The 12,586-nt window shown below is 37.9% G+C and carries 12 protein-coding genes; 11 read left to right on the top strand and 1 reads right to left on the bottom strand.

The genetic code is table 11. The features are described 5' to 3' along the window. The 7 genes from MKY88_RS14235 to MKY88_RS14205 all read left to right on the top strand — a co-directional run bounded on the left by MKY88_RS14235 (nt 1) and on the right by MKY88_RS14205 (nt 7,184). Nucleotides 1-876 (top strand): metal ABC transporter permease, encoded by an 876-nt coding sequence (locus tag MKY88_RS14235; protein WP_328200503.1) that lies wholly within the window; start codon nt 1-3, stop codon nt 874-876. Further along, nucleotides 873-1,742 carry a metal ABC transporter permease gene (locus MKY88_RS14230; protein WP_069481779.1) on the top strand — a complete coding sequence of 290 codons (870 nt, stop codon included), beginning with the start codon at nt 873-875 and terminating at the stop codon, nt 1,740-1,742. Before MKY88_RS14235 ends, MKY88_RS14230 begins: the two co-directional genes overlap by 4 nt. Before the next feature lie 224 nt (nt 1,743-1,966). Then, nucleotides 1,967-3,154: an MFS transporter gene (locus tag MKY88_RS14225; RefSeq protein WP_328200504.1), complete on the top strand. Its 1,188-nt coding sequence runs from the start codon at nt 1,967-1,969 to the stop codon at nt 3,152-3,154. Between the two features lie 155 nt (nt 3,155-3,309). After that, nucleotides 3,310-3,960, top strand: a complete 651-nt coding sequence (locus tag MKY88_RS14220) for an ArsR/SmtB family transcription factor (protein ID WP_340813991.1) — start codon at nt 3,310-3,312, stop codon at nt 3,958-3,960. Nucleotides 3,961-4,030: 70 nt separating this feature from the next. Continuing rightward, the gene (locus MKY88_RS14215) at nt 4,031-5,296 is read left to right on the top strand and encodes an MFS transporter (RefSeq protein WP_340813989.1); all 1,266 of its coding nucleotides are present in this window, start codon (nt 4,031-4,033) and stop codon (nt 5,294-5,296) included. Nucleotides 5,297-5,559: 263 nt separating this feature from the next. Continuing rightward, complete coding sequence (locus tag MKY88_RS14210; protein ID WP_340813987.1) at nt 5,560-6,012, top strand: hypothetical protein; 453 nt, start codon at nt 5,560-5,562, stop codon at nt 6,010-6,012. Between the two features lie 383 nt (nt 6,013-6,395). Continuing rightward, nucleotides 6,396-7,184, top strand: a complete 789-nt coding sequence (locus MKY88_RS14205) for a lipid II flippase Amj family protein (protein WP_340814835.1) — start codon at nt 6,396-6,398, stop codon at nt 7,182-7,184. A gap of 102 nt (nt 7,185-7,286) precedes the next feature. Here the strand turns inward: MKY88_RS14205 and MKY88_RS14200 are convergent, their stop codons facing one another. Then, entirely contained in the window at nt 7,287-8,168 is an 882-nt protein-coding gene (locus tag MKY88_RS14200) for a hypothetical protein (protein WP_340813985.1), read from the bottom strand. Nucleotides 8,169-8,377: 209 nt separating this feature from the next. Between MKY88_RS14200 and MKY88_RS14195 the strand changes: the two genes are divergently transcribed. The 4 genes from MKY88_RS14195 (at nt 8,378) to MKY88_RS14180 (ending at nt 12,565) form a co-directional block, all read left to right on the top strand. Further along, the gene (locus tag MKY88_RS14195) at nt 8,378-9,052 is read left to right on the top strand and encodes a response regulator transcription factor (RefSeq protein ID WP_069481773.1); all 675 of its coding nucleotides are present in this window, start codon (nt 8,378-8,380) and stop codon (nt 9,050-9,052) included. Next, nucleotides 9,049-10,407 (top strand): HAMP domain-containing sensor histidine kinase, encoded by a 1,359-nt coding sequence (locus MKY88_RS14190; RefSeq protein ID WP_340813983.1) that lies wholly within the window; start codon nt 9,049-9,051, stop codon nt 10,405-10,407. Before MKY88_RS14195 ends, MKY88_RS14190 begins: the two co-directional genes overlap by 4 nt. A gap of 200 nt (nt 10,408-10,607) precedes the next feature. Further along, nucleotides 10,608-11,549, top strand: a complete 942-nt coding sequence (locus MKY88_RS14185; protein ID WP_328200508.1) for an alpha/beta fold hydrolase — start codon at nt 10,608-10,610, stop codon at nt 11,547-11,549. Nucleotides 11,550-11,698: 149 nt separating this feature from the next. Further along, complete coding sequence (locus MKY88_RS14180; RefSeq protein WP_328200509.1) at nt 11,699-12,565, top strand: DMT family transporter; 867 nt, start codon at nt 11,699-11,701, stop codon at nt 12,563-12,565. The last annotated feature ends 21 nt before the right edge of the window (nt 12,566-12,586 follow it).

The following is a 12,586-nucleotide window of genomic DNA, read 5'->3' as shown; positions in this document are numbered from 1 at the left end:
ATGATGATAAGTGGTAACTTATTGTGGGTACTTAGTGGCACTATGTTACTCGGTATAGCTGCAGGCATAACAGGTACCTTCTCCTTCTTGCAAAAACAAAGCTTAGTGGGCGATGCTGCGGCACATGCAGCATTACCAGGCATCGCGCTCGCATTCCTCCTCACAGGGCAAAAGGAATTACCAATTTTAATGCTCGGAGCGGGTATTACATCTGCTTTATCTGTGTATTGTATACAATGGATTGTATCTTTTTCAAAGTTGAAGGCGGATGCAGCTATTGGATTAGTACTGACCGTATTTTTTGGCATCGGTGTTGTGTTTTTAACTGTTGTTAACAGAAGTCCAATTGGAAACCAGAGTGGTCTTAATAACTTTATTTTTGGTAAAGCGGCAACGATGACAAAAGCTGATTTAATGTGGCTGTTCATCAGTGCAGCCATAATTATTTTAGTTAGTCTTTTCTTTTATAAGGAATGGAAATTACTCATCTTTGATCCTGTTTATGCAAAAGGAATTGGCTTACCGATTGAGGCTTTAAAGGCCACGCTAACAGTGTTAATTGTCATGACGATTGTTACAGGTATCCAAGCTGTAGGCGTAATTTTAATGTCGGCTCTATTAATTATTCCTGCTGCTAGCGCCAAATTATGGACGAAAAAATTGAGTACGATGCTCCTTTTGAGTGCAACGATGGGAGGTATCTCAGGTGTTACAGGTACTTTTATTAGCGCGATTCGAACAGGATTATCAACCGGTCCAATTATCGTTCTAGTGGCGGCAGGTATATTCTTTATCTCCTATTTTATAAGTCCTGCTGGTCAAATTAATAAATATCGTAGAAAAATGCAATTTCGAAAGCAGGGTGATATAGGATGATAGAATTTTGGGTTGTATTAACGGGCTTATTAGTGGGTGTAACATGTGGGATTGCAGGCGTTTTTCTTATTTTGCGTAAAATGTCTATGATAGCCGATGCCATTAGTCATACTGTACTGTTTGGTATTGTGATGGCCTATATCATTACCCAATCATTGAATGGCTTTTGGATGCTAATAGGTGCAGCAGTCGCAGGTATTTTAACTGCTTATCTCGTACAATTATTACATTCTTCTGGTATTCAAGAGGATGCAGCGATAGGGGTGGTATTTACATCCTTGTTCGCGGCGGGTGTGCTGTTAATTACATTATTTGCAAGTAATGTCCATTTGGATGTAGAACATGTCTTAATGGGAGAGATTGCTTTCGTCCCATGGGATCGATGGACGATTTTAGGTTTAGCAATGCCTAAGGCTGTGTGGATGCTTTTACTTGTATTAGTCATCAATATTGTATTTTTGCTACTATTCTTTAAGGAAATGAAGCTTGCAACCTTTGACCCTGTCTATGCCGCAACAATTGGTATACCCGTAGTCTTTCTCCACTATGGATTTATGACCTCTATTTCATTTACAACGGTTGCAGCCTTTGATAGCGTAGGAGCCATTTTAGTCGTTGCCATGTTAATTGGACCGGCGGCAACTTCTTATTTAATTAGTAAGACGATTAAGCAAATGTTTATCTACAGCATGCTCTTTGGTGCTGGTGCTTCTGTAATTGGCTATTATTTAGCGAAGCTATGGGATACCTCTATAGCAGGGATGATGGCTACAATTGTAGGCTTACTATTTATCATTACATTAATTAGTCAAAAAATAATCGAGCGTAAAAGAAAAGCGCTTGTGCATAAACTAGAACTATCTTAATAAAAAACAACGTTTGATACTATCATCAAACGTTGTTTTTTGCTTGTATAATTCAAACTTTTGGATGAGTATTCTTTATAGGAAAAATAGTATACTCTTAAAAAAAGATTGAATTCGGTGGAATGGCATAGAAACTAGCAATATTTTTATATCGCTATGTACGAATATTTATAATTTTGTTACGATAGGTTTTATGACATTGGAAGAACAACGAGGAGAACAGCATGTGGCGAAATCGAAATGTATGGATTATTTTATTAGGTGAATTTGTCGTAGGTCTAGGCTTGTGGGCTGGTATTATTGGAAATCTCGCCTTTATGCAAGAGGTAGTACCTTCAGACTTTCACAAATCATTAATTATTTCTTGTGGTATTTTAGCGGGCTTGGTCGTAGGGCCTATGGCTGGTCGCATTATTGATCAATCGAAGAAAAAAACGGTTGTACAAATGGCGAGTATTGGGCGAATAGTGAGTGTTTTATTTATGTTTATCGCTCTTTATACAAATTCGGTCGTATGGATGATTTTATTTTTAATTACATTGCAAATAGCAGCCGCCTTTTATATGCCTGCACTGCAATCGATTATTCCAATGATTGCAAAGGAGCAAGACTTAATTACGCTGAATGCCTGGCAAATGAACGCTAGAACTATTTCTAGAATCATCGGCACAGCCGTAGCAGGATTTATGCTAAGCTTTTTTGAATTAAAGTGGTTATATATCATTTCATTTATCGTTTATATCGCCATGTTTGTTATTACTAGTTTATTGCAATTAGATGAAGCGACGAATGCAACAGTAACAAATAAAGAAAAAGGGAACTTTAAAGAGGTATTACCGATGGTGAAAGAGCACCCAATGGTGCTAATGACATTGGTTCTTATGTTAATTCCAACGTTATTTTTAGGCTCTTTTAATTTAGTCATTATGAAAATTTCGGAAATGCATCAATCTACAACGATCTCAGGATTGTTGTATACAGTGGAAGGCATCGGCTTTATGCTAGGTGCTGCAGGCTTAAAAATAATTGCTGATCGAGTGCAAATGGGCACACTCCTCTTTACATTGGCATTTATTATTGGGTCTATGGAGCTCCTACTGTTACTAGCAGATATCAAACTTTTTGCTTTAGTAGCTTTTGGGGTATTTGGCTTTACAGTAGGCTGTTTCTTCCCAACGACTATGGTTATTTTTCAGAAACAGGTTCCAAAACAATTCCATGGGCGTTTTTTCTCTTTCCGAAATATGATCGATTCGGTCGTCTTTCAGGTCGTGCTATTGTCTACAGGTATGATGCTAGATTTAATTGGCTTAAGTGGAATGGGACTTGTGTTCGGCATTATCAGTTTAAGCTTAACGACAACCTTTTTATTGTATTCTAAGAAGAAAAAAGTCGTTATGCATGCCCTCTAGTTCTATCGATAGAACATGTTTTTAAAACGTGTTCTTTTTTTGTGCTTAAACAATGGTTTTCTTCGTAACATTAAGTAATTGACAATGGTAAAATAAAGCATTAAGATTCAGCTATTCAATAAATTAATTGAATAGTTGAAGGGTGGTACTCAAAATTGCATGAGCGACATTTAAAGGATTTGTTATATCAAGAGTTCGCTAGAATTGGTAAAAGTTTATCAAGTCCTAAACGATTAGAAATACTTGATATTCTCTCTCAAGGTGCAAAGTCTGTTGATGCATTAGCCAAAAGCACAGATATGTCCGTTGCTAATGTGTCTCAGCATTTAAAGACACTTTTTAATGCTAGATTAGTAAAGTTTTCAAAGGAAGGTAATTTTGTCATTTACGAATTAGCAGATGAAGTGATTGCTAAATTTTTAACGACCTTACATGCACTATCTGAAAAGCAATTGATTCAGGTTCAACAAATAAAAGAAGAATTTTTTAATGAGCATCTTGGCATAGAGGGATTAACGCTTTCGGATCTCGTAACACGGATGGATAAGGGAGAAGTGCTATTACTCGATGTTCGACCAAAAGAAGAGTTTGAACAAGCACATATTCCAGGTGCCGTTTCTATGCCTATTGAAGAGTTAGAGGATCAATTAGCTACATTACCCACTCATGTTGACATTGTAGCTTACTGCCGAGGACCTTATTGTTTAATGTCAGCCGAAGCTGTAAAAATGTTGAAGGCAAAAGGGATCAAGGCTTTCCGGCTAGAAGAGGGGGTTTTAGATTGGCAGAGGATGACTGGAGAATAACGGATAGCTAGTTGGAGCGAAAGATAGGGGCAAATAAAATTTTGTGCAAATTAGAAAGAGGAGGTAAAGAATGTCTGGAAAAGTGGAAGTTACGATAGAATCATATATAGAGTCACCAGAAAAATTAAAAAGCTTATATAGGCGTGTACTACTAGTAGTGAGCCTTTCTCAAATATTTGGGGGAGCAGGGCTAGCGGCTGGTATTACAGTAGGCGCTTTATTATCCCAACAAATGCTTGGAACTGATGCTTATGCAGGAGTACCATCTGCATTATTTACGTTAGGGTCAGCTGGGGCAGCTTTCATTGTTGGTAAATTATCACAACGTCATGGCCGTCGAACAGGATTATCTACTGGCTTTATTGTTGGAGGGCTAGGAGCCATTGGAGTCGTCATGGCTGCGATATTTAATAGTGTTATTATGCTGTTTATCTCTCTATTAATCTATGGAGCTGGAACTGCAACCAATTTACAGGCACGATACGCAGGTACAGACTTAGCGAATGACAAACAACGTGCGACAGCAATTAGTACGACTATGCTTATGACAACATTCGGCGCAGTTTTAGGTCCCAATTTAGTAGAATTGATGGGAAAAGTGGCGCTATCGATTGGTATTCCCGCGCTTGCTGGTCCTTTTCTATTATCTGCTGCTGCTTTTATAGTAGCAGGACTTGTTCTATTTGTGATGCTTCGTCCTGATCCCTTAGAAATTGCTAAAGGAATAGAGGCGCATAAGCAAAAATTAGCTCAACAACATCAAGTACAGTCCACACATCCAATAGGGAATAAGCGTGGCTTAGCGGTAGGGGCAACCGTAATGGTTTTAACACAAATTGTCATGGTAGCGATTATGACGATGACACCCGTACATATGAAACATCATGGACATGGTTTATCTGAAGTAGGCATTGTTATTGGATTTCATGTAGGTGCTATGTATCTGCCATCGCTTGTAACAGGTATTCTTGTTGATAAAGTTGGACGAACAGCCATGAGTATTGCCGCCGGTGTTACGTTGCTACTAGCGGGTTTATTAGCGGCATTCGCTCCAAGCGATTCGATGATTTTATTAATAGTAGCACTTTCTTTACTAGGGTTAGGCTGGAACTTCGGTTTAATTAGTGGTACCGCACAAATCGTGGATGCGACCGAGCCGTCTACACGCGCCAAAACACAAGGGAAAATGGATGTTTTTGTGGCATTGGCAGGGGCATCTGGTGGTGCTCTTTCAGGAATGGTCGTAGCGAATGCTAGTTATGCGGCATTATCCTTGGCAGGGGGGCTATTGTCGTTACTGCTCATTCCCGTAGTTATTTGGTCTAGAAGAGCTTGAGTTAACCTGTAATAAATCTTGTAGTTAAACATCTATAAATAGTAGTTGAACCGAAATATATTCCGAAAAGTTACCTCTTAACAAAATAAGTCGCCAATAGGCGGCTTTTTTATTATCAATCGTATTAAAAATCGACATTATAACTATTATATTTCCATAAAATAACAATTAATATAAAGCTATTGTATTGTATACTAATATTTTACAATAATGGTATTATTATATTAGTCGGCCGATATAAAATATAGAGAGGTGGAATACATATGAAGTTGAAAAAGGTATTTTTTATCCTTTTTGTTTCTACTGGTCTTATGACTGTTTCGCAATCTGCTTTTGCTGAGATTGAATGGGGAGATACTCAAAGTACTGCAGTATTAATCCCGCCAGGTTACGGATATGGGTCCACTATTGAGAACTCCTTTGATTCAGAATGGACTTATTACTTTAATGACACTGGTAAAAGTCTTGTTCTTCGTCCTATATTGGAATCGCCATCAGGACTCAATTATGACTTCTTTTTCCTTACTTATAAGGCTAATGGGGAACAAGATATGTTAATGCTGGCTACAGATAATGGGGCAGGAGGAACAGACAAAGTTGACATTATTTTGCGTCCAGGTGAGAAAGTTTACTTTAATGTAATTGGTCACGACTCTACGCAAAATGACCCAACTGCTCGCTATTCATTTGATCTGAAATTAATATATAGTGAATAAATTTCAATTATAGAAAGAGTCGCCAATAATGGCGGCTTTTTAGTCGTACACTTACCAACTGAATAGTGGCGGATAAAGGAGTTATGAAGAAGTATTATAAATAAAGATGCTATTGATTCCATACGGCCTAGTTGAAATCAAATGCATATCTTGGCGTAAATGGTTCAACGTTGCTGACAAATAATATAACCCAGGAAGAACTATTAAAAATACTAATAAATCAGCGACGACAAAAATTAACATAGATAAAAATTCTTCCCCTTGCATTTTTAGGGTAAGATTTTTCTATCGGAACTATTTTGATTGTTTTGCGTCAGTATGTAAAATCGTTAGAAAGCAAAGAGTAGGTACACAGTGTGGAGTTAATAACAAATAAATTGATAATGATTGCCTTGTTTATTTTAATCATTCATGCCATTGAAACGCTTGCCTATGCGGTACGTTTATCTGGAGCGCGTGTCAGGTTACTAGCATCTGCTTTAGCTCTTTTTAATGTAATGGTCATGGTTTCACGGCTTGCTAATATGATGCAGCAGCCATTTACGGGTAGTTTGGTCGATACTGCACCTGTGGACGATGCCTTGACACATGTAGAACAGCAGTTTCGAATAATTATTGGAGCGGCATCTCTTGGTACACTCATAGGTATCTTACTCATCCCAACTTTCGTAGCCATTTTTTCAAGAGCTATCGTCCATTTGGCTGAGGAAAGGGGCTCCATCCCAGCATTAATGAAAAAGGGTTTTACGTATGAATATGTAAGACGTGGCTTGAAGCATATTCATAAGCCCCGCTTTACCTATTTAAAAGATATTGGATTACGAGATATCCCGCTACAATTATTTATTACGAATATAGTCATTACGGCAATCTATACTATCGGCGTTTTATCTGCTCTGTATGCAACTTTATTAGTACCGGAATTAAAAACAACTGCCGTTATGGCATCTGGTTTAATTAATGGCATAGCAACCATTCTGTTAATTTTATTCATTGATCCAAAAATCTCCATTCTGGCCGATGATGTAATTAATAAAAGGGGAAGCTATTCAGATTTAAAAAGAGCCTCGGTCATGATGATGTTTTCAAGATTTTTAGGAACGATTGTGGCACAGTTATTATTCATCCCTGGAGCTCATTATGTGGCATGGTTTGCGAAGCTAATTGCCTAATTGAAGTTGAGGGTATGGAATGCCACTTATAGGCAAAAAGGAAAGATCTAAGTCCGGTATGGTCCGAACTTAGATTTTCTGTGCTGAACGTAGGTCTCTTTACTACTTTTCAAAATATGTAGGATCAAGCTGGAGAATAATTGTATTAGTATCATAGAAATCAGGCAATTTAAACTTTTCTTCATAGGTAAACCCTGGTTGATTGTTAATAAAGGCTAACCAATCCATTTCAATTTCATGAACACCTTTTCCGTATACTTCTTCTATTTTATTTGCCAAGTCCTTCTTATCGTATATCTTTTCAAATTTTTCGAGTCCATAGGTATCAATTAAATATTCAACAAATGAAGCTGCGTGAGTATAGCTCATCCATCTAAGGGTATTCAATTCGATTAGATTTGTAAGATCTGGGCGGAAATAGGCATCGTCTTGATTTGGATCAATCAATTTGCTAATGGGAATTAATTTATCTGAATCCATAAAATACTTCATATACTTTTCAATATCATATTCACTTTTACTAAATTGTTCGTCCATATAGACCGCATAACCCTCTTGTGTAAAATAACCATGATCAGTATCAAAATTGCCCCCATAACCAAGTAAGGAATGTGTCATTTCATGAACAAGTGGATAATAACCTTCTTGACTGATAGCTAATTCTATTCTCGATGCTAAACCCCATGATTCAGTATCTTCCCCATTTAGAAATACTGTTATTTGCTCAGATGGAACATATGATGTATGGATGGATTGCATAATATCATCATAAGCCTTTTGGATTTCACCTTTTATCGTATCCACAGTTTCCTTGGGAGCATCGATGTTATTCATAATTTTAAAGGTAAGTTTACCATCTGCTGTTACCACGATATTTTCATCAATTTTTTCTTCTTGTAGTTGCTTTTTAGGAACTACATTCTCCTGAGAGCAGGCTGCTAATAAGCATATAAAGATAAGGGAAAAGCCTCTAATTTTAAACATATGACCTCCAGAAAAATCAGTATTTTCTAATTAATACGAACCTAAAACCCAAAAGTTTCATTTTCTGTAAAATAGAATAAATAAGGGAAAGGATTCTTTTTCTTAACGGAAGGGTTTCTCTAAGAAAGGTGAATCGTGTAGGCGAGAAGTGAAGTTCATTTATAGTATAATAGGGTTGAATTTTACATTGGAAAAGAGGGAACGGATGTATGACGACTATACTTGTTGCTGACGACGATGCGAATATTCGCGAACTTGTATGCCTGTTTCTGCGCAAGGAAGGGTTCACAACAGTGGAAGCCGAAGATGGTAAGGAAGCATTATCCATCTATCACTCAACACCTGTTGATCTCGTAGTGCTTGATATTATGATGCCAACGATGGATGGTTGGACTTTATGTAAGGAGCTACGGAGAGCGAATGCTGAAATCCCATTACTCATGCTGACGGCAAGAGGGGAAACGTGGGAAAAAGTCAAAGGCTTTGAGCTCGGTACAGATGATTATTTGACCAAGCCATTCGATCCTTTAGAATTGACGGTACGTGTAAAGGCTTTATTAAAGCGCTACAGGATTGGCTACTCTCAGACCATTAAGCTTGGTGCTATTACACTTGACCGTCAGACCTATAAAATTTTGACGGGAACGGATTCGATTACGTTGCCACTTAAAGAGTTCGAATTATTATACAAGCTAGCCGAAACACCTGGACAGGTTTATACACGTGAACAGCTGATTGATCAAATTTGGGGAATAGATTATGCTGGCGATAATCGAACAATTGATGTACATATAAAGCGCTTGCGTGAACGCTTCGCGATGATAGCTGATTTTCATATTGAGACGATACGAGGTCTTGGCTACAGGCTAGAGGTTGATGAATGATCAAATCTTTATATACACGCGTTGTGTTGACATTTCTTGTTGCGGTCATTGGTGGTACAGTCGTTTCCTTCTTCGTAGCCACATGGCTATTTAAAGATAAATTGAATGAACAATTACAAATCCCCTTGCTGAATTTTGGACAGGACATTGTCTTAATTTTTGACACCATGCCGTTTCGGGAAGCAGACAATTTGCTTAGCCAAATGCATCAACTGAAATCGTATGATGTCTTTATTTATGATGAAACAGGGGAGAGTAAAGCTTATGGAGACGCTCAAAGCGATAAATTGGTTGACGTGACTAAGAAGCAGGTTCGAGATGTGTTGGATGGTAAAGTTGTGCAAGTGAATCCGAGCGTTTCCTCAGGACTTGTCGGTATGCCTTTAACAACTGACAAAGGAACCAAAGCGATGTTTATCGAACCAAAAGCTGTCTCCTCTGCCTCTTTTGCGCTCACATTAATTTTAAATTTTTCAACATATGCGCTAGTCATAGGTAGTGTAGTATTTCTAATAGCAGCTATGTTTTTAGTGAGACCAATTAAAAAATTAACAAAAGCCACAAGACATATAGCAGGTGGAGATTTCAATGTCGAGCTCAACATTAAGCAATCAGGAGAATTAGGTGTTTTGGCCAGAAGCTTTGAAGAAATGGCTTACGATTTGCAGCAATTAGAGCAAATGAGGAAAGAGTTCGTCTCGAACGTGTCCCATGAGGTACAGTCACCACTTACCTCGATATCTGGCTATGCTCTGGCACTAAAGCAAGTAGACTTAACGGATGAGGAAAAAAACCGTTATCTTGATATTATTATGGCTGAAGCTCAACGAATGTCTAAAATGAGTGATAGCCTACTAAAACTAAGTTTACTTGAATCCAAGGCACCGCCGATGCAACTTGTGTCGTTGAGCCTGGACGAACAAATTAGACGTGTAATCGTCGCGATCCAGCCACAATGGATGACTAAAAACATCCATTTTAACCTCCAGTTGCAGTCGATGTATGTCATGGCAGATTACGACCAATTGAATCAGGTTTGGACAAATCTTCTTACGAATAGTATTAAATTTTCAAAGAATGGCGACACGATAAAGATTAGCATGTCACAAGAGGCTCATCATGTGTTAGTTCGCATAACAGATACGGGCATTGGCATTTCTCAAGAGGATCAGAAGCGAGTATTCGAGCGATTTTTTAAGGCGGATCGTTCCCACAGTAGAAAATATGAGGGAAGTGGGATGGGACTTGCTATTGTGAAACAAATTGTTTCCTTGCATAAAGGGGACGTTCGGGTGGAGAGTGAGCTTGGACAAGGAACGACATTTATTGTTACATTGCCAATCACAGCCAATTAAAAGATAAATGTTATGATACCTATGTAGTTATTTACATAGGATATCGTAACATTTTTTTATTGTTCATATTGCGTTCATATTACCGTCATGGGGAAGACATTTTCGTCCTTTACACTGTTGATAACAGCTACCTTATAGCCGTTATCAACAGTGTAAAGGAGGGAGGCACGAGTAAAGGTGAACCCCCTCGTGCGTCAAATATGAAAAAATTTACTAGAATCTTATTGAAATCGATAGCGATTATAGGTGCAATTGGAGTGCTACTACTCGCTATTGTTTTTACAGTTAACATTATTTGCAACAAAATTGAACAAGGTAAAATACAGCCCTATGGTCAACTCATTGCTGTTGATGGAGAAAATATGAATATTACTATTCAAGGTAAGGGGACAGAAACCATTGTCTTACTACCAGGCTTCGGAACAGCGGCGCCAACGCTTGATTTTAAGCCACTAATTGAGGAACTAGCTCCACATTATAAGGTGGTTTCTGTAGAGCCTTTTGGCTATGGACTAAGCGATGATACTGAGAAAGAGCGCAGCACAGAGAACATAGTTAGTGAGATCCATGAAGCGCTACAGACATTAAAAATTGACAAGTATATGTTAATGGGACATTCGATAGCAGGGATCTATGGACTCGATTATGTCAATAAATATCCGGATGAGGTAACTGCATTTATCGGAATTGATAGCAGTGTCCCTACTCAGGGGGGTATGGATACGGAGTTCCCAATTAAGTCATTACAGTTTCTAAAAAAATCAGGCATTGCTCGAGTAGCTCTAAAATTATCGGGAACTGATCCATATGCTGGATTACCCTATGACGATGAAACAAAAGAGCAAATTAGGATGATTACCCTTAAAAACTTTTATAATACGAGTACTTCCAATGAACTGAAGGGGATATATCAAAAATTTAAAGAAGCAGAAAACCTTACATTCCCTAAAGATCTACCTCTTTTGTTATTTGTTCAGGCGAACAACAATGATGGAATTGAGAAAAACTGGATACCACTCCATGAAGAGCAAGTCAAAAATTCAGTGCATGGCAAAGTCATTATAATGGATGGAGATCATTACTTACACCATACAAAATCACGAGAAATTGCTGAAAACCTGAAAAAATTTATGGATCATTAATCGTGAAAGCGTCTTACCTCTATGCATGATGGAGGTAAGATTTTTTTATGTTTCAATACTAGATGTAATCCATACTTCGATAAATGTTGAATCATTGCCTGTATATAATCCTTATAGAGTGATTAAAAAACAGCTAAGGAGTATGTTGTATGAAAAATTATCAATTTATAGCTTTATTAGTAGTAACAACCTTTTTAATGGGTTCATCTTTCGCCGTTGTAAAATTAGGGTACCCTTATTCACCCCCTTTATTATTGGCTGCCCTGCGATTTATACTGGCAGGAATCATTATGGCTATCACCGTTATCCTCTTGAAAAGACCGCATCCAACTACAAGAAAAGAGTGGGGGAAGTTATTAATCATTGGCGGATTTCAAACGGCGGGAGTGATGGGGTGTATATTTCTAAGCCTCCGTACCATTACAGCAAGTGAGTCCTCTATTTTAACATTTACAAACCCACTACTTGTTGTCATATTTGCCACCATTTTTACTAAAGCACGTTACGGTTTTCATCAATGGATAGGAGTTTTTCTTGGTTTAATCGGTGTGATCATCACGATGGGTGCTCAGGTTGAATGGAAAATAGGACTTCTATTTGGATTTTTATCGGCTGTTTTTTGGGCGATTGCCACATTATTAGCGAAAGAATGGGGTGCGTTATTTGATACTTGGGTTTTATCAGCCTATCAAATGCTGTTTGGGGGCTTGCTTCTTTTGCTAGCGAGTACATTATTAGAGCAACCGTTTTTTATTGTCAATCAATCATCATTGCTGATTTTATTATGGCTTAGCCTCTTTTCCTCCATCATCCAATTTGCAGGCTGGTATTATTTACTGCAAAATAGTGACCCTGGGAAAACAAGTGCCTATTTGTTTTTAGCGCCTTTTTTTGGTGTGTTAACAGGTTGGCTGTTATTAGATGAACCATTACAACCATCTTTCATGGGAGGGGGATTATTCATACTAGCTGGTATTTACCTAGTCAATCGTACGTTTAGTCGAAAAAAGACTTGAGGTCATAACGTTTTTCCTCAA

Origin of the sequence: Lysinibacillus sp. FSL R7-0073, assembly GCF_038009065.1 — a bacterium.
Taxonomy (GTDB): domain Bacteria; phylum Bacillota; class Bacilli; order Bacillales_A; family Planococcaceae; genus Lysinibacillus; species Lysinibacillus fusiformis.
Note: the sequence above shows the minus strand (reverse complement) of the source record. Positions and strands in the feature narration are given on the sequence as shown.